Source organism: Actinopolymorpha pittospori, assembly GCF_014873875.1.
Lineage (GTDB): Bacteria > Actinomycetota > Actinomycetes > Propionibacteriales > Actinopolymorphaceae > Actinopolymorpha > Actinopolymorpha pittospori.
Genome location: NZ_JADBEM010000001.1, coordinates 10,173,930 through 10,195,652 on the forward strand (window position 1 = coordinate 10,173,930; position 21,723 = coordinate 10,195,652).

A 21,723-nucleotide genomic window follows, 5' to 3' on the forward strand; every position below is an offset into this window, starting at 1 on the left:
TCCAGAAGCATCCCGCGACCCGCACCGGCCGCGTCCTCCGTGAAGCCGCCGCACTACCCTCGCGCGGCAGCGGACCTCGGAGCCGCGAGCAGCTTCTCCGGAGTCACCGGGAGCTCCCGGACCCGAACGCCGGTCGCGTGGTAGACGGCGTTCACGATCGCCGGCGCGACACCGATCGTGGCGAGCTCGCCGGCGCCCTTGACCCCCAGTGGGTTCACGTGCGGATCGACCTCCTCGACGAACGTGGCGTCCAGTTCGTTGATGTCGGCGTTCACCGGCACGAGGTAGTCGGCGAGGCTGCTGTTGGCGGGCCGGGCGTTGCGTGAGTCGACGACCGTCTGCTCCAGCAGGGCCATGCCGAGGCCCATCACCATTCCCCCGATGCACTGGCTGTGCGCGGTCTTGGGGTTGACGACCCGCCCGATGCCGTACGCACCGACGATCCGCGGCACCCGCACCAGGCCGAGATCCGGATCGACCCGGACTTCCGCGATGACCGCACCGAAGGAGTGCATCGAATAGTTCGCCTGCTGCTCCCCCGCGGTGTTCTGCGCGGTCACCTCGACCGGCTCGCTCAGGGTCCGCATGACCCCGCCCAGGTCGGCCTCAGGATCGGTCACCCCAGCCCGCTCGAAGGCCTGCCGCTTGGCCTGCACGCAGGCTTCCTGGACAGCCGTGCCGATGCTCGCCATGGTCATCGACCCGCCATGCACTGTCGCCTTGGGCAGGCTCGTGTCGCCCAGTTCGAAACGCACCCGATCGATCGACAGACCCAGGGCGTCCGCCGCGACCTGCGTCATCGAGGTGTAGGTGCCCGGCCCCATGTCACTGGACGCGGACGACACGACAGCCGTCCCGTCCGGATGCAGGACCGCCCGAGCGCTCGCCGGAGAGTAGAGGGTCGGGTAGGTGCCGGTGGCACATCCGTAGCCGACAAGGTTGCCTTGCGCGTCGCGCATCGATGCCGGCCTCGGGTCACGCCGGTCCCACCCGAAACGCTCCGCGGCCACGCGATAGCACTCGCGCAGGGAACGGCTGGAGAACGGCAGGTCCCTGTCCTCGTCCCGGTCAGGTTCGTTGCGCATCCGCAGTTCGATCGGATCCATGTCCAGCGCCACCGCGAGCTCGTCCATCGCACACTCGAGCGCGTAGATGCCACTGACCTCACCAGGAGCGCGCATGGCGGTCGGCGTCTGCACGTTCATCGGCGCGAAGCGGTAACGCGTGGCGACGTTCGGACAGGAGTAGAGGTACCTCGTCGGGTTGAGGAGGTTCTCGGCGTACTGCTCGTAGGTGGAGGTCTCGGCCATCCCCTCGTGCCTGATCGCCATCAGCCGGCCGTTCTCGTCGGCGCCGAGCGCGACCCGTTGCACAGTGTGCGGGCGGTAACCGATCAGGTTGAACATCTGCCGTCGCGTCAGGACCAGCTTGACGGGCAGGTCGACGACCCGGGCCGCCATCGCGGCGAGCGCGACGTGCGGCCAGGCTCGTAGCGCCGATCCGAAGGCGCCACCGACGAAGCGGGAAATCACCCGGATGTTCTCGGCCGGAATGTCGAACACCGACGCCATCTCGTCGCGTACGTTGTCGACCCACTGCGACTTGTCCCACAGGATCAGCTGGTCACCCTGCCAGGACGCGATCGTTGCCGGAATCTCGATCGGGTTGTGGTTCTCCCGCGGAATCACGTACTCCGCATCGGTCCGCACCGACGCCTCCCGCATCGCGGCGTCGACGTTCCCGCGGCCCATCTCCTCGCGGAAGCCGAACATGGTCGGCTCCCAGGCGGGATCAGGCGGGAGGGCATGCCTGGCGGCGGCGGCGAACGTCGTCACCGCGGGCTCCTCGTCGTAGGTCACCTCGACGAGTGAGGCCGCGAACGTCGCCTGCTCGAAGGTGCGCGCCACGGCGAGCGCGACCGTCTGGCCCTGGAAGCGGACGCGGTCGTCCTGCAGGTTGTGCAGCCGCTCGCCCGCCGCCGGGTCGACCGGAAGCTGCTGGTGACGCTGGTACGGGAGCCTCGGCGCGTTCTGATGGGTCAGCACCGCCACCACACCGGGCGCCGCCTCCGCGGCCGCTGTGTCGATCGCGGCGATCCGTCCGTTGGCGATGGTGGAGCCGACGATGACGCCGTAGACCATGTCCGGGCCGGGGTCGAACTCCGCCGCGTACGTCGCCCCACCGGTGACCTTCAACCGACCGTCGACCCGGCTCACCGGCTGCCCGACGACGGGACGGACCGCCGCTCCTGGCATGGATGTCATGCGTTACCCCCAACGGTCTGCAGGGCGCGGAACACCGCGCGCCGCATCAGGTCGAGCTTGAACGCGTTGCCCTCGCGCGGCGCCGCGCCGTCGGAGGCCCGTTCGGCGGCCGCCATGAACGCGTCGTCGTCGGGGCGGACGTCGGCGAGCGCCTGCTCCACTCCGCGCATCCGCCAGGGCTTCGCACCCACGCCGCCCATCGCCACCCGGGCCTCGCGGATCCGGTCCCCCTCCATGTCCAGCGCCACCGCCGCGGACACCAGCGCGAACTCGAAGGACGTCCGGTCCCGCACCTTGAGGTAGGTCGAGCGTCGTCCACCCGCGAAGGCCGGTATGTCGATCGCCGTGATGACCTCTCCTCGCCGCAGCACCGTCTCCACCTCCGGTGTGTCACCCGGCATCTGGTGGAGGTCGTCGACGGGGATCACGCGGTCACCCTTCGGCCCGCGGACCAGTACCGCCGCGTCCAGGGCGACCAGCGGTACGGCGAAGTCCGAGGCGTGGCTGGCGATGCAGTGCTCGGAGACGCCGAGAACAGCGTGCATCCGGTTGTCGCCGTCCATCGCCGCGCAACCGGAGCCAAGCTCACGCTTGTTGCACTGCGCGACGCCAGGATCGCGGAAGTACACGCAGCGTGTACGTTGCAGCAGGTTGCCGCCGATGGTCGCCATGTTGCGCACCTGCGCCGATGCGGACAGCAGCAGGGCCTGCGAGACGAGGGGGAAGGCGTCGCGGACCGCGGGGTGGTCGGCCACGTCGCTCATCCGAGCGCCGGCGCCCATCCGGAGCGAGCCGCCGCGTTCGATGCCTATGTGCGCGTCGAGCACACCGCCGTTCAGCGCGACCAGGTGCTCCGGACGCCGGATCTCGTCCGTCAGCAGTTGCATCATGTCCGTGCCGCCGGCGATGAACTCACTGACCGGCGCCGCGCCGAGTTCAGCCGCGGTGGCGAGGTTCGTGGGACGTTCGAGTGTGAACGGATACATCGGTCACGCCTTGTCCTTCGCGGCCGCGCGCGGCTCGGGTACGCGTGGCGCGCGCCCGACCTCGGCGATGGCGGCGACGATATTGGTGTATGCGCCGCAGCGGCACAGGTTTCCGCTCATGAACTCGCTGATCTCTTCCCGGGAACCCGTACGCCCCTCACTCAGCAGGCCCGCGGCGGACATGATCTGCCCGGGCGTGCAGTAGCCACACTGGAAGGCGTCGTGGTCGATGAAGGCCTGCTGGAGTGGGTGGAGTTCGTCGGCACCCGGCGGCGCCATCCCCTCGATGGTCGTGATCTCCTGGTCGTCGTACAACGCGGCCAGCGCGAGACAGGACTTGATCCGGCGGCCGTCCGCGAGAACCGTGCAGGCCCCACACATCCCAAGCCCGCATCCCTTCTTCGTGCCGGTCAGCTTCAGGTGTTCACGAAGCGCGTCCAGCAGGGTGGTGCGCGGGTCGAGGTCGGGAAGAGAGTGTGTCTCCCCATTCACGCGGAGCGTGACCGAGACCGCTTGCGTCACAGGCATACCGGCCTCCCCATCGGTACGGCGGTATTCGTCGAGAGGTCCCGCGACGGGACGTCACCATGAGGGGCCTTCCCGGAACCACCGAGGCATAACCCGTTCCGCCGCGCCACGCCGCCAGACCGAGAAGCCGAGAGGTCGAGAGTTCGAGAAGCCGTACGAAATAAGGCCTGACGCAATCGACGCCGGGACTCCACCCGGCTCAGGCTGGGGGAGAATGTGGTAATGGCCAGGACGTGGAGCGGCGTACCTCTGTTGATGATGGCCGACTACCTCGCCGACCCCATGTGGGTCCGCTCACCCAGTGGACGAGGCGGTCGAATGGTTCCTCTCGAGGAGCTGCCGTTGTCGGCGGACCTGGTGGGACGACTCCGGGCCTGGGCTGGCGTCTTCGACGACTTAGCCCGCACGAACTACGAATGGCCCTCCGCCGAGGCTCATGGGCGCTGGATCGACACGGGCAGGAGCCTGTGCGAGGAGGCGCGCGCCGAACTCGGCGACCTCTACGACGTCACGTACTTCCATGACCGAGATCTCTCGGATCGTCCGGGCGGGTGACGCCTGGCTTCCGCGGCCTGCCGGCACGCGTCATGCTCCGACAGAACGCGGATAGGGTCACCGGAATGCCGCCGCGTCCGCTCGCCCTCCGTCTGCCGTCCATCGCGTTGGCGTGCGTGATGGCGCTGCTCGGGATGCTCACCCTGCCGGCGGCGGTGCTCTACGTGATCGTGTCGAACTACAAGGTGACCCTGGGTCTTCCGGCGTTCCTCGGGTACGCGTTCTCAGGCGTCATGTGGTTCTACTCCCGGCGGACGGCAACGCTGCGCTGGACCTGGCTCCTGGTGGCACTGGGTCTGATCGCGGTGATCGTCGTCTCGTTCGTGCCGGTGAGCGCCTTCGCCCTCGCGGCGTACGACGAATGGAGGGAGACCCAGCCGGGCGGCCGCGGCTACCAGCCCTGAGTGCGACTCAGGTGGTCGAACTCGGGGAGCCGACAGAGATCGTCAGGTGACAGACCACGTGCGGCACCTCGGAACCGACCGCGGCCCACGCGTCCGCGGCGGTGGCGAGGACGTCGGCGAGATCACCGGAGAGCCGGGTCGCGTAGTGCGCCGCCCGCGCGGCCGTTCCCCGCTGCTGGGCGCGCTCGATCGCGCCCTCGATGTGCCGCATGTGCGAGCCGCCTGACGAGCCGCCGTCCAGCAGCGGATACAGCGACCACTGCGCGACCGCGGGCACCCCGGTCGCCGGAACGTCGACCGGAGCCGGCGCGGGGAGACCGGTCACCGAGAGGTCGCAGGTCGCCTCCCCCGGGCAGCCGCGGGACAGCAGCACGTGGGCCACGACGTGGCCGGTGCGGGTACGTCGGGCAGCGGCCGAGATCACGGCGGCGAGGTAGCGGACGAGACGTTCCTCCGCGGGATCCTCCGCCGACCCCACGTAGGTGCTCACGTCGTCGGTCTCGACGACGAGCCGGTCGGTGAGACCCGCGTCGGCGACCTCGGCCAGCGCACCGAGGATGACCTCGACGAAGTCGTCGCAGTGCGGGTGCAGGCTGAAGCGCATCCCGATACCCAGCTCACCCGGCGTGGCGACGGGTAGGGCCGACTCGGCGGTGTGCTGTGTGTCCATCGTCATCCTCGCTCGAACTCGATCGGACCGGGATGGTCGAGACGCGACGCGTGTGACGACACGTGCCCAGCTCCCTACGCCGGTACGAACCGGATCAGGTAAACGGGTCTGCGGACAGGCCGCACTCTCAGCGCCGGAGCGCTCCCCGGGGGACCTGGCCAACATACGACCCGTCGCCGCTGACCCGCGCACCGACCCCGCCGACCCACCTCCACGCAGGGCACCGACGCGCGGACTCTCTGCTAGCTTCGCCCGGCAGTCAGCCGACACGGAAGGATGCTCAGATGAGCGCGCAGCGCAGGTTCGCCGAAGTGGAACACCTCGCCGCAAGGAGGTACGAAGAAGGGCGTCTACCGTCTCCTCCTCGACGACGACTCCTCGGTCATCGTCTACAGCTGGGACACCGGCGAGAACTGCGGCGCGACGTTGGAGTCCCGGCTTCAGGAGAATCCGCAGGCGTCGAGAGCGATCTTGGCGCGTCTTGGTGAGTCGCTCGGCGTGATGCACGAGTGCGCGGCACCGACCTTCGGCAAGGTCGCGTTGGTCGACCGGGGCGGGCGTTCGCGGGGCGGCTCCTGCGAGGAGGTCGTCCTCAGGGGTGCGGTCGACGACCTCGCCGAGGCCGCCTCCCGCGGCCGGTGGATGGCCGGTGCCATGGACGAGTTGGACGACGTCCTCCACAACCTGGCCGCCGAGGTACGTCCGCGTTCACGTTATGGCCTCATCCACGGCGAGCTCGGCCCGGACCACGTGCTGGTGGACAGGCAGGGCGAGCCGGTTCTCATCGACATCGAAAGGTCTTTAATAGTTGAATTTGAGTTGTCATTAGCTGTCGCTAGTTTATAGTAGTGACGTGAACTTGAAGGAATGGGCGACTTCGCAGGGCGTCAGCTACGCCACTGCACTGCGGTGGTACAAGGCTGGGAAGTTGCCCGTTCCGGCGTACCAGGCGGGGCGGTTGATCGTCATCGGTGAGCCTGGAGTCGCTGCACCTGGGACCGTGGCCGTCTATGCCCGTGTCTCTTCAAGCGACCAGAGCGCCGACCTCGACCGGCAGGTAGCTTGGGTGTCGGCGTGGGCCACGACCAACGGCTACCAGGTCGGCAAGATCGTGACCGAGGTCGGGTCCGCGATCAACGGGGACCGTCGGAAGTTCCTCGCGCTGCTCCGTGATCCCTCAGTTTCGACAATCATCGTTGAGCACCGTGACCGCTTCGCCCGCTTCGGTGCCGAATACGTGGAGGCCGCGCTGGCGGCATCAGGGCGCCGTCTGGTCGTGGTGGACCCGTCTGGGGTTGAGGAGGATCTGGTTCGGGACGTGACCGAGATCCTGACCTCATTGTGCGCGCGGCTCTACGGTCGCCGCGGCGCCGCCAACCGCGCGGCTCGTGCGGTTGTCGCCCTCTGCGAGGACCCGGCGTGAGGCTGCTCGCCTACAAGTACGCACTCGACCCGACGCCACGTCAGGCCCGATACATAGCTGGGCACTGCGCGGCCGCGCGTCGCGCGTTCAACTGGGGTCTTGGCCGGGTGAAGGCGAATCTGGACCAGCGGGCAGCCGAACGCACCTACGGCATCCCTGAGGAGTTACTGACCCCTCGTCTCAACTGGTCGTTGTACACGCTACGTAAGGACTGGAACCAGGCCAAGAACGACGAAGCGCCATGGTGGGCCGAGTACTCCAAAGAGTCGTACTCCTCCGGGCTCGATGCTCTGGCGCGTGCCTTGAAGAACTGGGGCGCGTCCCGCACCGGCAAGCGCAACGGTGCCCGCGTCGGGTTCCCGCGGTTCAAGTCCAAGCGACGCGCGGTGCAGTCATGCCGGTTCACCACCGGAACCATCCGCTGTGAACAGCGGCACGCCGTACTGCCGCGCATCGGGCGGGTGAAGCTGCACGAGCACCCGGCCAAGTTGCTCGACGCGCTGAGGGAAGGGTCGGCGCGCATCATCTGCGCCACGATCCGTTTCGAACGTGGCCGCTGGTTCGTGTCCTTCACCGTGGAACAGTCGCTTCCCGAACTCACACCCACTCGGCCCGATGCGGCTGTCGGCGTGGATCTTGGTATCAAGACCCTCGCGACCATCTCCGAAGGCCCACCCGTTGAGAACCCGCGTCACTACATCCAGGCCCAGCAGAAGCTGGCTCGCCTGTCGCGGCGCGTGTCCCGCCGTCGCGGTCCGGACCGGCGTACTGGCCAGGCCGCATCGAAGCGGTGGCAGCGCGCCAACGCCCAGCGCAACCGGGTGCATCACCGTGTCGCTGACCAGCGGCGCGACGCCATACACAAGCTGACCACCCGGCTCGCGTCCACCTACGCCACGGTCGTGGTCGAAGACCTGAATGTCACCGGCATGCTGTCCAACCGCAAACTCGCCCGTCATATCGCTGACGCCGGGTTCGGTGACTTCCGGCGCCAACTGGAATACAAGGCCGAACGGTTCGGCGGCCGGGTAATCGTGGCGGACAGGTGGTTCCCCTCAAGCAAGACATGTTCGGGCTGCGGAACAGTGAAAGCCAAGCTGCTCCTGTCCGAACGCGACTACGTCTGTAACACCTGCGATCTGATCATGGACCGCGACAAGAACGCGGCCAGGAACCTCGCCGCGCTGGCAGTCGCCGCGAGTAGTGCGGAGACACAAAACGGACGCGGAGCCGACCAGAAGACCCGGATTACCGGGCAGGTGGCCGAGAAACGTCAACCGGGCACGGCATCTACCGGTAAGACCCGGACTCCTTTACCAGAAGGTGCAGGTGTATAGCTAATGACTACTCACTTGCAACGGCTGATGTACTTCGACGTCGAGTGGGAGCACGTGTTTCTGCGACTGCGTTTCGACGAGCACTACGACGTGCTGCGCCGGCGTGAACTCGACGAGCATCGCCTGAGGTTCTACCGACTCGCGATGCACATCTCGCTCGTGGCGAAACCGCTGGTCATCCTGGACGGCGACTTCCCGGATCGCCAGGGCATGCTCGACATCGCGGAGCACAACCTCGGGCAGGCGCTGACCTTCCTACGCTGAGTTCGACTCGGGTGCGGGCGGCTCGTCGGGGATGGGCAGCCAGAGGCGCACCTCGTCGTAGCGCACGTCGCCGTGGTCGTGGAAACCGTCCGGGAGTCTTCCCCAGACCCGAAAACCGAGCCCGACGTAGGCATCCTCGGCGTGGGTCCCACCTCGGCAACCGATCTCGAGGATCGAACAGCCCCAGCCACGCACGTACTGGCTGGCCGCATCGAGGATCCGTCGGGCGAGTCCGGTCCCCCGCGATGACGAAGCCACCGATCTCGGCGCGGTGCCGACACATTCGATGCTGCTGCCTGGTCAGGGTGCAGTTGCCGACGACCTCACCGTCGTCCCGCACGGCTACCAGCATCACGGTCTCGTCGTGGTTCTGGTCGGCGAGGGAGGGCTCGACGATCGCCGCGGTCTGCTCGAACGTGCTCTGGGCGAAGCAGTTCCGTCGCAGGCTCTCCGTGTCCTCTTCTCGCACCGGTCGGATGATCATCACCTGACCCTAGTACTCCGGCCGGCCAGAGCCTGCTAATCCAGCTGGCCAGCCGCGCGACGGTGGGGCGCGCGTCGTAGGATCCACCGTTGCTGGTCGACGGAGCACTTGGGAGACGAACGTGGAACGACCCGACGACCGCGTGCCATCCGTCCTGCGCTTCACCACGGAACTCATCGCCTGGGTAGCTACCCCGTGGGCCCTGTTCAGCCACTCATGGCTGCTCGCTGTCGTGGCGGTGGTGGTGCTCATCGGCCTTCCGACCATCTTCGCCACTCCGGGAGACAAGAGGCAGGTGATCATCCCGGTCCCGGGAGCCGTCACGTTCCTGCTCGTGCTGATCCAGCTCGCCGCGGCCGTGACTTTCGCGTGGGTAGCATGGCCCACCCCGGTGGCAGTCCTCGTGTCCGCCCTCGCTGCCGCCACCCTCGTCACGGAGCGCCAACGTTGGCGATGGCTGGTCTCCAAGGATCGACAGATCGCCTGAACAGCTCCTCCTGCGACCACGATCAGGCAGGTTCGAGGAGCAGCGGTTTGCTCAGCGTGGCATCGGTGACGCCCAGGCCGGCCAGAGCCATCCGCACCAAGATGGCCATGCCGCAGCGTCGACCATCGCCTTGCGTCCCTGCTCCCTGCCGCCGTCTCACCTGTCAAGAGGGTGTTGCGAGCGGACCTCGACCCAGGACACACTATGTCCACATATCAAGAGGATTCGTCTCACTATGTAAAACGAGGTGGAGCGTGAGGGACGCGGAGCCCAGCGGTGGCGAGGACGTCGACGTCGTGGTGATCGGCGGGAGTTTCGCCGGACTGCAGGCCGCCCTCACTCTCGGCCGCGCGTGCCGCCGGGTTGTCGTCCTCGACGACGGACGCCCGCGAAACGCGCGCGCCTCCCACGTCCACAACTTCCTCGGCCACCACGATCCCGCGCCCGCTGTACTCCAGGAAGCTGCTCGTACCCACGTCGGGGACTACGACGTGTCTCTCGAGAGCGATCGAGTGGCCAGGGTCGAGCCGGCGGCCACGGATCGTCTCACGGTGACGTCCCAGGACGGCCGGACCTGGCAGACCCGAGCCCTGCTGCTGGCGACTGGTCTGGACGACGAACTTCCCGACGTTCCCGGGGTGAGCGACCTGTGGGGCGAGGACGTCGTGGCGTGCCCGCACTGTCACGGCTGGGAGGTTCGCGATGAACCGCTCGCACAACTAGGATTCCGCGGCATGCCGGCACGAGGGGTCGAGCGCGCGCTGTTGCTGAGTCGATGGAGCCAGGACGTCGTACTCCTGACCGACGGCGACGAGCTCGACACCACGCACCATGCCCGCCTGCGCGCAGCCGGCGTCACGGTGGACACGCGGCGCGTCCGCAGGCTGGTCCACGAGGACGGCCGCCTTCAGACCGTCGAGTTCGCCGAGGGCACCGCCCTCCCCCGGCGCGCCGTCTTCGTCGTCACCCGTCAGCACCAGCAGACCGATCTTGCCCGGCTGCTCGGCTGCGACCACGTGGAGGACGGCCCGGCCGCCTGCGCGGTCGTCACCGACGCGAAGGGCCGTACCAGCGTGCGCGGCGTCTGGGCGGCCGGCACGACGACCCAACCCGCCCTGTTGGCGATCGGCGCGGCCGGGCACGCCAGCACCGTCGCCGTCGCGCTCAACAACGACCTGCTGGAACAGGACCTCCAGGCCGCGACCTCCGCGGCCGATCGCGTGCGGCCCTGACGTGTGTGCGCGCGGATCGTCGGCCTCAGCGGCGAAGTGACTGGTCGGCGACGGCTTCTGGGCGACCGCGATGCCGTTCCCACTCCGGAGCGAGGACGGACATCACGACGTCGTTCACCCACGCGCCGTCGTAGAGAAGGACGTCCCGCTGGACGCCCTCCGCGACGAAGCCGACCTTCTCATACACCCGGCGCGCCCGCGGGTTGAACTCGAACACCGTCAGCGAGATCCGGTGCAGGCCGAGCCGCTCGAACCCGTGGCCCACCATCAGTCTCATCGCCTCGGTACCCAGGCCACGATCCTGGCCCGCGGACGCGAGAGCGATGCGGAGATTGCAACTGCGGTTGAGGCGGTCCCGCTCGTTGAGCACCACCTCGCCCACACAGCCATCACTGGCCTGGTCGACGACGGCGAGGTCGAGCCGGTCCGGCTGATCGTTGCGGGTGTCGTACCAATTCCGCATCCGTTGCTCGGCGACGTCGTTCCAGGGGGCCGCAGCGGAACGGCTGACGCTTCCCGTGAGCCGGGCGACCTCAGGATCCTGGAGGAGCGCCCGCAGGGCGGGCAGATCCTCGTCCAGTCGGAACGGTCGCAGTGTCACCTTCTCGCCGACCAAGGTGGGCTTCGTCGAGAAACTCGCGGCTGCGTCATCGGTCACCGGCTGATTGTCGAGGCGCCCGTACGGTCGCGGCAATCGACTTTCGGCACCCGGTTTCAGGCCGGATGCTGCTGGCTGAGCCAGTGGGCGACGCCGTCCTCGTCGTTGCTGTCGATCACCCCGGTGGCCGCAGCCGTCACCGCCGGGCTCGCGTTGCGCACCGCGTAGGACTCGTCGGCGATGTGGAAGAGCGGGAGATCGTTGTGGTTGTCGCCGAAGCACACGAGCCTGGTCGCACCGATCGACTCGCGAACCGCTTGAACCGCGGTCGCCTTCGTCGCCCCGAGGGGAGTGATCTCGAGCCAGGTGTCAGTCGGGTAGTAGGTGTCGACCTGGACGTTCGCGGTGCAGGCCGAGGTCACCTCCACGGGCAGGGCGGCGGCGAGTTCGGCGATCGGCTCGGCGGCACCGATGATCGAGATGTAGAAGACGTTCCGGGTTGGAAGCTCGTCCCATCCGGTCCTTGGCGACAGGCGCGGATCGCCGGGCCGGTCACGCAGGTAGTTGCGAATGCCCAGGCTCAGCTGGTCGGCGACCCAACACACGTGATCGGCTTCGTGTTCGTAGTGGTAGACGAGCGGAGGAAGACCAAGCCGTCGGCAGTGCGTGATGACGGCTTCCGCGGTCGAGGCCTCGAGGTAGCGGCTGTCGATGACCTTTCCGGTCGTCGCCTCGACGGTGAACGCGCCGTTGTAGACGATCACCGGCAGCCGAAACCGACACTGCGCGAGAATACGGACCGCCGTCGAGTACGACCGGGCAGTCGCGTAGGTCAGGGGAAGCGCCTGATCCTCGATGAGACGGTTGACGGTGTGCGCGGTGAACGGGCTCAACGTCCCCGCCGAGGTGAGGAGGGTTCCGTCCAGGTCCGTGACGTAGAGAGTCTTCGTCATGAGCCTGCTCCTCCTGGCCACCGGGTTCACCAGACGCCGACATCGACGCCCGCCGGGCCGATCGTAGCCCCCACGTACTGTGGCACCGTGACGACGACCGAGCCGATCGAGCCGACAGACTTCCGATGGACGCTCCCGCGTAAGCGGATGGCAGCGGGCGCGCTCCTCTTCGACGAGGACGGCCGGATCCTGCTCGTCGAGCCGACCTACAAGCCGTACTGGGAGATCCCGGGCGGCGTGGTCGAAGCCGACGAGTCGCCCCACACCGCGGCATGCCGCGAGCTGAAGGAGGAGTTGGGACTGGTGCGCTCCCTGCTCCCACTCCTGACGGTCGACTGGGTGCCACCTCACGATGGCCGTCCCGAGGCGATGTTGTTCGTCTTCGACGGAGGTGAGATGTCGGCGGAGGAGATCGCCGGGATCACAGTCCCGTCAGAGGAACTCCACGGCTGGAGGTTCTGCACTCCCGCAGAGGCCGCGCAGCTACTGAAACCCGCGCAGGGTCGCCGGGTGGCCGCGTCCCTGGACGCGCGCGCGGCCAACGAAGTCGTCTACCTCGAGAACGCGTCCACCCTCGACTCACCCGGCCAGCAAGCAGAACCCCTCGGGCCGAAGCGGTGAACGGATCCACGCCCTAGTTGAAGATCCGTTCGACGGCGGCAGCGAACTCGGCGGCCTGCTCGGGCTCGGCGAAGATCTTCGCACCGCTGAAGACCTGGAGTCCCCAACTGCGCCGGCTCGATGCGGCTGTCTCGCGGAGGCTGTCCGGCCCGTCGAGCGCGTCAAGGATGGGTTGCACCTGCCGGTCCTGCGGAACGAACGCCGACGACGCCTCCAGGAACTCCCGCCCCCACGAGCTGTCGCGGCCGCTCTTGGTGCAGTAGATCAGCGGTGTGAAGACGTCGATCGCCGGGGCCAGCAGGGCGTAGTCCTGGGCGAAGATCCGGGTGAGCGCGCGGTCGAACTCATGTGGCTGCCACGGGCACATGTACGCGCCGACGACGCAGTCGGGTAGCTGGGCGTGGATGATGTCGGCGTAGCGGCGGGCGAAGCCGGCGACGCGCTCGCACTTGTGCCGTTCCCACTCCGCGGCGGCGGTGCGGAGGATCTCCTCCGGAGAAGCCACGTCCAGTCCGGTCGCCTCGCAGAAGTCGGCGACGCAAGCTGAGCAGAAGCAGCTGTCCTGCAGGTCAGGGTCGGGTACCTCGAACCAGCCGGCGTAGGTCAGGTAGTCCAGCCAGATCCCCGTGGGACGGAACTGCCGCAGCCCGTCGACGAGGCTGGCCTCGACCTCCGTGAGGTAGTCCTGCTGAGAGAGGCAGACGCCCTGCACGAGTTCGCCGTACCGGATGGGCTTGCCGTCCACTCCGACCGGGATGAGTTCCGGATGGGCGTCGAAGTCGGTCCGTAAGGTCTTGAACTCCACGCACTCCGCGACGTCGTACTTCTGGCACGCTTCGAACGCGGCCGGATCGAACCCGTGAAACCACGCGGCGTTCGCGCCGTACCGCTCGAACCGGTCGGCGAACTCCAGCGCCGGGCTGCCATACGGTCCGAAGAGAGCCGGGACGGTGCTCATGGGTTTCCTCTCACGGGCGGCGCTGTCGGCGGTCAGTATGTCCTACGGGCTCGGCGACCGGCGTGTCCCTTCCCCACCGCGCCCGCCGCCCTCTCCTGCCCCTGTCGACCGTGCACCGACCGCGACCGGATCCGGCCACGCCGCCTACCCGCGACCCGTCGATCGCAGTGCGTCTCGACGAACTCTGACACGATCTGCGGATGGCCGAGCCAGTGTGGGTGCAGCGGTTCCAGGCGACCAACTTCAGCTTCCCCGACGTCGCTCGCGAGGCTCCCGACCGCTACCTCTACCAGTCGAACTCCGGCGGCACCGCCGAGTTGTACGCCTGGGACCGAGGACTCGATCTGCACGCCCAGGTCACCGCGCGTCCTCAGGGGACGCGCATGGGCCGGATCAGTCCGGACGGCGAGTGGGTCTGGTGGTTCGGCGACACCGACGGTGACGAACGCGGTCTCTGGATGCGGCAACCCTTCGACGTGAGCGGGAAGAACAGCACCGACGCGGTGCCTGCCGTTCCCGGATTGGCTCCGGCCCACCCAGCGGGACTCGCGCTAGGACTCCGCTGCGCGGTGGTCGGGCTCTCCGACCGGGACGGGAGCAGGATCGTTCTGCACCGCCACGACGCAGACGACGCCCGGCCCACGACGATCTACGCGGCACCCCGCTACGCGACCGTGGGAGCCCTGTCCTACGACGAGACGTTGGTGGCGATCCAGCACTCCGAGCACGGGGACGCGTTCACCCCCGCCGTTCGGGTCTTCCGGGTCGAGGCAACCGACGGGCCGGGCGCCACGACGGTTGGGGACCTGTGGGACGGCCCCGGGCACGGGCTGCACGTGGTCGGCTTCGCACCCCGCAAGGGGGACGGCCGGCTGCTCCTTCGACACGAGCGCTCCGACCGGTCCGAACCCCTGATCTGGGATCTCCACAGCGACTCCCAGATCACACCGGCCATCGACCTTCCGGGTGAGCTGTACCCGTCGTGGTATCCCGACGGACAGGCCCTGCTGATCCGGCGACACTGGCAGGCACGTGACGAGCTCTACCGGTACGACCTGGACAGCGGGAAGATCACCGCGCTCCCGACCCCGGCGGGAGTCATCGGCGCCTGCGCGGTACGGCCGAACGGCACGGTCGAGTACGCGTGGTCCTCGGGCGAGCGCCCGCGGGTGCTCCTTGCCGACTCGGGTACGCCGGTACTCACCTCGCCGAGGCCGGCCCCGCCGTCGGTGCCGCTGGTCGACGCCTGGGTCGCCGGTCCGGGCGGCCGGGTGCACGCGCTGGTCGCCCGCCCGGACGACGAGCGGCCCGCGGCGACGGTGTTCCTCCTGCACGGCGGACCGGGCGGACAGGTCACGGACAGTTTCTGGCCGGCTCGGGCGGCGTTCGTGGACGCCGGGTATTGCGTCGTCCACGTCAACTACCGCGGCTCTTCCGGCTACGGCGCGAGGTGGCGGGACGCCGACCGCGAGGCGCCCGGGCTGATCGAACTCGAGGACGTCGCCGCCGTCCGCGACTGGGCGGTTCGCAACGAGATCAGCGACCCCGACCGGTGTGTGATCGCCGGGATCTCCTGGGGCGGGTACCTCACGCTGCTCGGGCTCGGTGTCCAGCCGAAGCTGTGGGCCGCCGGAGTCGCCGAGGTGCCGATCGGCGACCTGGTCGCGCTGTACGAAGATGAAATGGAGCCGGTCCGGGAGCACGACCGCTCACTCTTCGGAGGAACGCCTGAGGAGTTGCCCGACAAGTGGCGGCGGTCCAACCCGATCAGCTACGTCGACCACGTAACTGCGCCCGTCCTCGTCCTCGCGAGCCGCAACGACCCGCGCTGCCCCATCCGCGGGGTCGAGAACTACCTGGAGAGGCTCACCGAGTTGGGGAAGGCCTACGAGTCCTACCTCTTCGACGCGGGGCACTTCAGCGTCGTGGCCGACGAACGCATCCACCAGATGCGACTGCAGCTCGACTTCTGCCTCCGCACCGTCCCTCCTCTCGCCCCTGCGACCGACTGACTGTCGATCGGGCCCGATCCCGTTCGTCATGTCGACGAACAGCCCGCACCCCGCGGGCTGCGGGAGGAGAGCCGCACATGGCGAACGGAAGAACCGAACCCCTCACGGTGACCCGCCGAATCGACGCTTCGGCGAGTGACATCTTCGCGATCCTGGTCGACCCCCGCAGGCACGTCGACCTGGACGGTTCCGGGATGCTGCGGGAGGCCGTCTCCGACGGGGTGGTCTCGGCCGTCGGAGACGTCTTCGTGATGAGGATGTACTACTCCGAGCTCGGCGACTACGAGATGAACAACCACGTCGTGGAGTACGAGCCGAACCGGCGTCTCACCTGGGAGCCGGAGGCGGGCCGTCGCCACCCCGACGAACACGCGCCCGACGCCCGGTGGGGTCAACGGTGGGGATTCGACCTGGCCCCCGACGGTCCGGAGGCGACGATCGTGACGCAGACCTACGACTGCTCCGCGTTGCCGGAGAACGAGCGGGTGTCCATGGACGGCGGGCGGATCTGGATCGAGGCCATGACCAGGACCCTGGAGCACCTCGACGAGCTCGTCGCGGGCCGCCGTACGTCGACGAACCCGGCCTAGGGTCCAGGGCCTACGCGCGATACGGCGCCCGGTGGTTGCGGGGGTCCCTCTTGAGCCGGTAGCCGCGCTCGGGCACTGGCAGGGGATCCTCGGCGCGCATCATCCAGGAGGCCAGCTCGGTCAGCAGGTCGACGAGGACTTCGGCGTGCCCGGCCTCGCCCGCCAGGTCGCGGAGTTCGCGCGGATCGGTGTCGAGGTCGTAGAGCCGCACCGACCCCAGCTCGTCCGCGACGAGCTTCCACCGATCCTTGCGGATCATGCGCCGTCGACCGCTCTGGGTGACCGCGTTGAGCTCGTCGAAGCTGGGCGCGTGCGGCCCGCCGTTGTCCACGAGCCCCGGCATCGGATCGGGCACGTCGGCGGCCGTGTAGGGAAGTCCGCCCATCCCCTGTTCGACATAGGCGCTGCGGAACTCGCCGTGAACGTCGTCCGCGCCGACCGCGCCGGTCAGGAACGGCCACAGGCTCCGGCCCTGCACGCCCGGGCCGATCGGAGCACCAAATGCGTCACAGATGGTCGGGTAGATGTCGACGAGGGAGACGTGCTCGGGGCGGGGGCCCTGGTGCGTCACGACCGAGGGGCCGGTGATCAGCAGGGGAACGCGAGTGAGGACCTCGGGCAACTCAGCGCCCTTGCGGACGAGGCCGTACTCCCCCACGTAGTCTCCGTGATCGCTGGTGACCACGATGAGCGTGTCCTCGCTCAGGTGGCGCTCGTCGAGGAACTCCGTGAAGCGGCGCACCTGGTCGTCGATGAGGCGCAGCATCCCGAAGTAACTGGCCCGCGCCCGCGGGACGCGTCCGTCGTAGTCCTCCTCGCCGGCACGACCGAGGTCGTGCAGATACCGCCAGGAGAAGGGCGCGTCCTCGAGCGCGGTCGCGTCGGTGTCGGTGCGCGGAAGGTCGGCTACGGGGAACTGGGAGAAGTACGGTTCGGGAACCTGGAAGGGGTTGTGCGGCTCCGAGAACGACAACAGGAGCGCGAACGGCTGGTCCGGCTCGAGCGAGCTGATCCAGTTCTGTGCATGGTTGACGATCCGCACCGGATTCTGCAGTTCGACCGGGAAGGGCGCGGGCTCGGTGCTCGTCCGGTGGCGCAGCCCACTCAGCCAGCTGTCGAACTCCGCCTCGGCGTCGGTGCACGGGCCGCTGATCTGACCGCCGTGGCTGAACTCGACGAAGGTGTCAACGTCGTCCTTCGTCAGCCACGTGTGGTTCTTGCCGATGAGCGCGGTGGCGCATCCGAGCCCCCGCGCGGTGGAGAACAGGTCGTCCTCGGCAACCGCGAACCTCATGGCCGGATTGGTCGTGACCCGATGTGCGGCCGGGAAGCGGCCCGTGAGCAGGCTCGTCCGGGCCGGGCAGCACAACGGCGAGGACGTGTACGCATGGTCGAACCACGCGCCCTCCCCCGCGATGGCGTCCAGGTGGGGTGTCGTGTCGAGCGCGAACCCCTCCCGCGCGCAGACGTCCGCGCGATGCTGGTCGGTCATGATGACGACGATGTTGCGAGGTGCCCGCACGCTGTCAGCCGATGCCATGAGTGTTCTCCTGTGGTCGATGCGAGTGGGGGACCATTCCGTGCGCCCGCGGGGTTCAGCCGAGGCGGCTCTCGCCGAGGTGGAGATGAAGGTCGATGACGTACGCCTCGCCCGAGCGGATCGCCCAGTGCAGCTGGTAGAGAGTCCAGTGCGCCCAGTACAGGCGAAGGACGTCCGGCTCCAGCGATTCCTCGAGCACGTCGTTCAGCCGGTCGAGTGCCGCGGGGTCGACGTTGCGGCGCCCCTCCTCGGTGGCGAGCGCCCAGGTGAGGTCGAAGTACAGCTTGATCAGGCCGAACCTCCGGTCGCCCCGCGCCAGACCGAGGTTCCAGTCGACCACACCGGTGACCTGGCCGGCGTCGTCGAACAGGACGTTGGGGACGGTGAAGTCGACGTGGACGAGGTCGTCCCCGACCATCTCGTGCGGTTCGCCGCTGCCGATCTCGCGGATGAGGCGCAGCATCCGTCGGCTGCGGTCGCTGTGTTCGGCGAGGGTCTCGTGGCGCGGGAAGACCGGGCCGCTCTCCCGTAGGTGGAGCGGGCGGATCGGCACATCCGGCCGGTCGGCGAGCAGGCCGGCGAACCGCTCGTTCATCGTCACCATCGCCTCGATCACGGCCCGGTCGGTCCGCTTGGCAGGGGAGCCGGGAAGGCGTTCCTGGACAACGGCCACGGCGCCGCCGCCGAGGTCGACCAGGAGGTCGTGGCGTGGGACGGGGAGTCCACGGGAGCGCAGCAGCGCCAACACCTCCGCGTCGTGGCGCGCCTGCTCGATCGAGCGGTCGAAGACGTGGGTCACGACGCCCGCCCGGCCATCCGGCCAGCGCACGTACGCCGCGCCGCCCGTCTCGCCGTGCTCGGCGACGCCGACCAGGTCCAGCCGAGATCCCGTGCGCGCGTTGACGGCCGCCACGAGGTTGCGCGGCCCCGCCTCGCGCGACTCCTCACCCGCCACCGGTCCGCTCCCCTCTCGCGGGTTCCTCCGCCCGCAGACGTAGAGGATCTCAGAGGTTCGTGTTCATCGGTGCGCACCGCATGGTCGGGTTCATTCCTCGACCTCCCCGCCAACGGCACGTAGGTGCTGGCGGAACGTGAGTCCTGGCATTGTCCGTCGCCGCGTGAGGTAGGTGTCAAACCGAACTTGACGGCGCAGGGACACCCCGGCACGGACCTGGTCCGCCTGGCGCCGTTCGGTGTCCCGGATCAGTTCGGCGAGGTGGAAGACGTCCGCCGCGTGGGCGGCGGACACGAAGAGCACGCCGTCGTCGTCGGCGAGCACGAGGTCGTCGTGGTCGACCGTCCACTCACCGACGGTGGCGGATCGCAGCGCGTCGGGGAGACGCTCGTCGAGGCGCCGCGGCCCGACCGGAGTCGCGCCCAGGCTGAAGACCGGTAGCCCGACCGCGTGCAGGTCGGCGGTGTCCCGGTGGAGCCCCCAGATCACCACGCCGTGCAGGCCGGCGGTCTTCGCCCTCGAGCACCACCAGGTCGCCGACGCAGGCCTCGTCGAGTCGTCCATCGTTGTCGACGACGAGCACGTCGCCGGTCGTGGCGTGCTCGAACGCCTCGAGGAAGATGTCCACGCTGCCGCTGTGGCGCGCGGGAAGCACCCGACCGGCGCACCGGCTGCCTGGCACGGCGGCACGGACGGGTGCGGGAGCGCAGCGCACCGAAACGCCCGCACGCGGACAGGCATCGGCCAGATGGGCGGTCGTCAGAGTGGCGAACCGCTGGCGGAGTTCGTGGCGATCCACGCGTCCTCCTCGTTCGTCGTGCGCGCCCCGGACGGCCGAAGCGACTCGGGTCTTCGAGGCACCGGTAGCGCCCACACCCATGGTCGAGACGGGGAGCGCGGGTTCCCAGAGCCAATTCGGCTAGATTGGTTTGCCGATGGATCCAATTGAGCTCACCCAACGCCTGGGCCGCTGGTCGTCAGGCCGTGGCCCGTTGTACGTCCTGCTCGCGACGCGACTGGGCACGCTGATCGACGACGGCGAACTCCGCCCCGACGCCCCGCTGCCTCCGGATCGCGCCCTGGCCTCGGCGCTGGCAGTGGGCCGGAGCACGGTCGTCAACGCCTACGATCGGCTGGCCGTCGAGGGCCGCATCGTGCGGCGACAGGGCAGCGGCACCCGCGTCGCCGGCCCGGCCGGATCCGAGATCCGCGGCACCACCGACGCGCCCGCGTTCCTGCACCTGCTCGAGTCGAAGGACGACGTGATCCTGCTCGCCTGTGCCGCTCCCGACGCGCCACCGCCCGAACTCGTGCAGGCGTACGCGGAGACGCTGCCCGAACTCGCGGCCCTCACCGGCGACATCGGGTACCACCCGACGGGCCACCCGGCCCTGCGTCGCGCGATCGCCGAGCGCTACGAGCGACGCGGAGTCCCGACCACCCCCGAGCAGGTCCTCGTCACCACCGGAGGGCAGCAGGCGCTGTCGTTGCTCGCTCGCGCCTTCGTCAGCCCCGGTGACGTGGTGGTCGTCGAGGCCCCGACCTATCCGGGCGCGCTGGAGGTGTTCCGGGAGGAGGCCGCCGTACTCCGCCCACTCCCCGTCGGGTTGGACGGCCTGGAGACGATCGTCGCCGACCACGACGTGTCGCTCGCGTACGTGATTCCGACGTTCCACAATCCGACGGGCCAGGTGCTGCCGGCGCTGCGACGGCAGCGGCTGGTGTCGACCACCGCGCGGTACGACGTCCGCCTCATCGAGGACGAGGCACTCGTCGAACTCGGGTTTCCCGGGGAGGAACCGCCACCGCCGCTGGCCACGTCCACCGACCAGGTGATCTCGATCGGGTCGCTCAGCAAGGTCGTGTGGGGCGGACTGCGGATCGGCTGGGTCCGCGCGCCGTCGAGCGTCGTCACCCGGCTCGCCCGGCTCCGCGTCGTCCACGACCTTGGCGGCAACGTACCCGCGCAACTCGCGGCCGCGCACCTGCTGGACCGGCTCGACCCGATCCGGCACCGACAGGCCGCCCAACGGCAGGCCCAGTGTGAGCACCTTCGCGCCGAACTCGCCCACCGGCTACCGGAGTGGGAGGTCCCCACGACAGCCCGAGGCGGGCAGACCCTCTGGATTCGGCTACCCCGTGGCGACTCCACGTCGTTCGCGCAGACAGCGTTGCGGAACGGCGTCGCCATCCTGCCCGGACGGGGACTCGACGCGGGCGGCCGGAGCGAGGCGTACCTCCGCATCCACTTCATCGCCCCGCCCGACCAGTTGAGCGAGGCCGTCCGTCGCCTGGCCGCCGCCTGGGCGGACTACGACCCACCGGCGACTCCCAGCCCGTCGGCGCCGGCGATGGCCGTCTGAGGAACGGCGGCCGCGGTCGCGCGCTCGGTGCGCTCAGGAGGTGAGGCGCGCAGCGAGCCGCTTGGCGAGGTCGTCCCGATCCTCGGCGCCGACCTGCTCGTCATCGCCGCGACCGAGCAACCCGAAGATGCCCGGTCCGCGCAGGCTCTGGTCGAGGGCACGCGGGCGTGGGACGACGTGGAAGTGCAGGTGGTAGCCGGGTGCTTCACCGAACTCCGCGACGTAGGTCTTGGGCGCGTCCAGCTCCGCGGCCAGGACGCGAGCGAGCCGCACCTGCCAGGCACCGAGGCCAGCCGCCTCCGCGTCGGTCAGCTCGGCCAACTCCATGACGTGGCGCCGAGGCACCAGGACCAGCCAACCGAGCAGGCCACTTCCGGTCGCGTGGACGACCCGCCAGTGTTCGTCGTAGGCGATGCGCTCCCGTGGCGGCAGCTGGTCGAACTCGGCTTCGCGGTCGCAGGTGTAGCAGCCCGTCGTGGTCATGGGTCGCGACCCTACC

The 21,723-nt window shown here is 68.9% G+C and carries 24 protein-coding genes and 1 riboswitch; of the genes, 12 read left to right on the plus strand and 12 right to left on the minus strand.

Annotated elements, in window-relative coordinates:
- Positions 1 to 53: 53 nt before the first annotated feature.
- The 3 genes from HEB94_RS47015 to HEB94_RS47025 are packed head-to-tail and all read right to left on the minus strand — an operon-like array spanning position 54 to position 3,778.
- Positions 54 to 2,255 (minus strand): xanthine dehydrogenase family protein molybdopterin-binding subunit, encoded by a 2,202-nt coding sequence (locus HEB94_RS47015; protein WP_192755843.1) that lies wholly within the window; start codon positions 2,253 to 2,255, stop codon positions 54 to 56.
- Between the two features lie 5 nt (positions 2,256 to 2,260).
- Positions 2,261 to 3,250, minus strand: coding sequence for an FAD binding domain-containing protein (locus HEB94_RS47020; protein WP_192755844.1), 990 nt, complete (start codon positions 3,248 to 3,250; stop codon positions 2,261 to 2,263).
- A 3-nt stretch (positions 3,251 to 3,253) separates the two neighbouring features.
- Positions 3,254 to 3,778 carry a (2Fe-2S)-binding protein gene (locus HEB94_RS47025; protein WP_192755845.1) on the minus strand — a complete coding sequence of 175 codons (525 nt, stop codon included), beginning with the start codon at positions 3,776 to 3,778 and terminating at the stop codon, positions 3,254 to 3,256.
- Positions 3,779 to 4,000: 222 nt separating this feature from the next.
- Here HEB94_RS47025 and HEB94_RS47030 point away from each other — a divergent pair, with 222 nt between their 5' ends.
- Both HEB94_RS47030 and HEB94_RS47035 read left to right on the plus strand, forming a co-directional pair.
- A complete protein-coding gene (locus tag HEB94_RS47030) occupies positions 4,001 to 4,333 on the plus strand; it encodes a hypothetical protein (RefSeq protein WP_192755846.1) in 333 nt (110 codons plus the stop codon).
- A gap of 65 nt (positions 4,334 to 4,398) precedes the next feature.
- Complete coding sequence (locus HEB94_RS47035; RefSeq protein ID WP_192755847.1) at positions 4,399 to 4,737, plus strand: hypothetical protein; 339 nt, start codon at positions 4,399 to 4,401, stop codon at positions 4,735 to 4,737.
- A gap of 7 nt (positions 4,738 to 4,744) precedes the next feature.
- Here the strand turns inward: HEB94_RS47035 and HEB94_RS47040 are convergent, their stop codons facing one another.
- Positions 4,745 to 5,407 (minus strand): YkoF family thiamine/hydroxymethylpyrimidine-binding protein, encoded by a 663-nt coding sequence (locus HEB94_RS47040; RefSeq protein ID WP_202896912.1) that lies wholly within the window; start codon positions 5,405 to 5,407, stop codon positions 4,745 to 4,747.
- Between the two features lie 52 nt (positions 5,408 to 5,459).
- A riboswitch (TPP riboswitch) is annotated at positions 5,460 to 5,565 on the minus strand.
- A 226-nt stretch (positions 5,566 to 5,791) separates the two neighbouring features.
- On the opposite strand from HEB94_RS47040, the gene HEB94_RS47045 reads away from it, so the two are divergent.
- From HEB94_RS47045 to HEB94_RS47060, 4 genes are read left to right on the plus strand one after another with little or no spacing between them, the layout of a single operon-like run.
- Positions 5,792 to 6,253 (plus strand): phosphotransferase, encoded by a 462-nt coding sequence (locus tag HEB94_RS47045; RefSeq protein ID WP_192757138.1) that lies wholly within the window; start codon positions 5,792 to 5,794, stop codon positions 6,251 to 6,253.
- Between the two features lie 7 nt (positions 6,254 to 6,260).
- Positions 6,261 to 6,830, plus strand: coding sequence for an IS607 family transposase (locus HEB94_RS47050; protein ID WP_192755849.1), 570 nt, complete (start codon positions 6,261 to 6,263; stop codon positions 6,828 to 6,830).
- Complete coding sequence (gene tnpB / locus HEB94_RS47055; RefSeq protein WP_192755850.1) at positions 6,827 to 8,167, plus strand: IS607 family element RNA-guided endonuclease TnpB; 1,341 nt, start codon at positions 6,827 to 6,829, stop codon at positions 8,165 to 8,167. The genes HEB94_RS47050 and tnpB overlap by 4 nt, the downstream gene beginning before the upstream one ends.
- 3 nt (positions 8,168 to 8,170) lie before the next feature.
- Positions 8,171 to 8,431 (plus strand): hypothetical protein, encoded by a 261-nt coding sequence (locus tag HEB94_RS47060; RefSeq protein ID WP_192755851.1) that lies wholly within the window; start codon positions 8,171 to 8,173, stop codon positions 8,429 to 8,431.
- On the opposite strand, the gene HEB94_RS47065 is transcribed toward HEB94_RS47060, so the two are convergent.
- The gene (locus tag HEB94_RS47065) at positions 8,423 to 8,689 is read right to left on the minus strand and encodes a GNAT family protein (protein WP_192755852.1); all 267 of its coding nucleotides are present in this window, start codon (positions 8,687 to 8,689) and stop codon (positions 8,423 to 8,425) included. The genes HEB94_RS47060 and HEB94_RS47065 overlap by 9 nt on opposite strands.
- A gap of 347 nt (positions 8,690 to 9,036) precedes the next feature.
- On the opposite strand from HEB94_RS47065, the gene HEB94_RS47070 reads away from it, so the two are divergent.
- Entirely contained in the window at positions 9,037 to 9,402 is a 366-nt protein-coding gene (locus tag HEB94_RS47070; RefSeq protein ID WP_192755853.1) for a hypothetical protein, read from the plus strand.
- 254 nt (positions 9,403 to 9,656) lie between these two features.
- The gene (locus tag HEB94_RS47075) at positions 9,657 to 10,634 is read left to right on the plus strand and encodes an FAD-dependent oxidoreductase (RefSeq protein ID WP_192755854.1); all 978 of its coding nucleotides are present in this window, start codon (positions 9,657 to 9,659) and stop codon (positions 10,632 to 10,634) included.
- A gap of 25 nt (positions 10,635 to 10,659) precedes the next feature.
- On the opposite strand, the gene HEB94_RS47080 is transcribed toward HEB94_RS47075, so the two are convergent.
- The gene (locus tag HEB94_RS47080; protein ID WP_192755855.1) at positions 10,660 to 11,292 is read right to left on the minus strand and encodes a GNAT family N-acetyltransferase; all 633 of its coding nucleotides are present in this window, start codon (positions 11,290 to 11,292) and stop codon (positions 10,660 to 10,662) included.
- 56 nt (positions 11,293 to 11,348) lie between these two features.
- Positions 11,349 to 12,185: an HAD family hydrolase gene (locus HEB94_RS47085; protein WP_192755856.1), complete on the minus strand. Its 837-nt coding sequence runs from the start codon at positions 12,183 to 12,185 to the stop codon at positions 11,349 to 11,351.
- An 87-nt stretch (positions 12,186 to 12,272) separates the two neighbouring features.
- On the opposite strand from HEB94_RS47085, the gene HEB94_RS47090 reads away from it, so the two are divergent.
- Complete coding sequence (locus tag HEB94_RS47090; protein WP_337918467.1) at positions 12,273 to 12,806, plus strand: NUDIX hydrolase; 534 nt, start codon at positions 12,273 to 12,275, stop codon at positions 12,804 to 12,806.
- Between the two features lie 13 nt (positions 12,807 to 12,819).
- Here the strand turns inward: HEB94_RS47090 and HEB94_RS47095 are convergent, their stop codons facing one another.
- Positions 12,820 to 13,764: a hypothetical protein gene (locus tag HEB94_RS47095; RefSeq protein WP_192755857.1), complete on the minus strand. Its 945-nt coding sequence runs from the start codon at positions 13,762 to 13,764 to the stop codon at positions 12,820 to 12,822.
- A 200-nt stretch (positions 13,765 to 13,964) separates the two neighbouring features.
- Between HEB94_RS47095 and HEB94_RS47100 the strand changes: the two genes are divergently transcribed.
- Together HEB94_RS47100 and HEB94_RS47105 are read left to right on the plus strand one after the other, a co-directional pair.
- Positions 13,965 to 15,776 carry a S9 family peptidase gene (locus tag HEB94_RS47100; protein ID WP_192755858.1) on the plus strand — a complete coding sequence of 604 codons (1,812 nt, stop codon included), beginning with the start codon at positions 13,965 to 13,967 and terminating at the stop codon, positions 15,774 to 15,776.
- Between the two features lie 77 nt (positions 15,777 to 15,853).
- Positions 15,854 to 16,366: an SRPBCC family protein gene (locus HEB94_RS47105; RefSeq protein WP_192755859.1), complete on the plus strand. Its 513-nt coding sequence runs from the start codon at positions 15,854 to 15,856 to the stop codon at positions 16,364 to 16,366.
- A gap of 10 nt (positions 16,367 to 16,376) precedes the next feature.
- Here HEB94_RS47105 and HEB94_RS47110 read toward each other — a convergent pair whose 3' ends face one another.
- The 3 genes from HEB94_RS47110 to HEB94_RS51965 all read right to left on the minus strand — a co-directional run bounded on the left by HEB94_RS47110 (position 16,377) and on the right by HEB94_RS51965 (position 19,425).
- Complete coding sequence (locus HEB94_RS47110) at positions 16,377 to 17,906, minus strand: sulfatase family protein (RefSeq protein ID WP_192755860.1); 1,530 nt, start codon at positions 17,904 to 17,906, stop codon at positions 16,377 to 16,379.
- A gap of 55 nt (positions 17,907 to 17,961) precedes the next feature.
- On the minus strand, positions 17,962 to 18,861 hold the full coding sequence (locus HEB94_RS47115; protein ID WP_192755861.1) for a phosphotransferase: 900 nt from the start codon (positions 18,859 to 18,861) through the stop codon (positions 17,962 to 17,964).
- 90 nt (positions 18,862 to 18,951) lie between these two features.
- On the minus strand, positions 18,952 to 19,425 hold the full coding sequence (locus HEB94_RS51965; protein ID WP_238361812.1) for an RraA family protein: 474 nt from the start codon (positions 19,423 to 19,425) through the stop codon (positions 18,952 to 18,954).
- A 371-nt stretch (positions 19,426 to 19,796) separates the two neighbouring features.
- On the opposite strand from HEB94_RS51965, the gene HEB94_RS47125 reads away from it, so the two are divergent.
- The gene (locus HEB94_RS47125; RefSeq protein ID WP_192755862.1) at positions 19,797 to 21,224 is read left to right on the plus strand and encodes an aminotransferase-like domain-containing protein; all 1,428 of its coding nucleotides are present in this window, start codon (positions 19,797 to 19,799) and stop codon (positions 21,222 to 21,224) included.
- 33 nt (positions 21,225 to 21,257) lie between these two features.
- On the opposite strand, the gene HEB94_RS47130 is transcribed toward HEB94_RS47125, so the two are convergent.
- Entirely contained in the window at positions 21,258 to 21,707 is a 450-nt protein-coding gene (locus HEB94_RS47130; protein ID WP_192755863.1) for an HIT family protein, read from the minus strand.
- Positions 21,708 to 21,723: the final 16 nt, after the last annotated feature.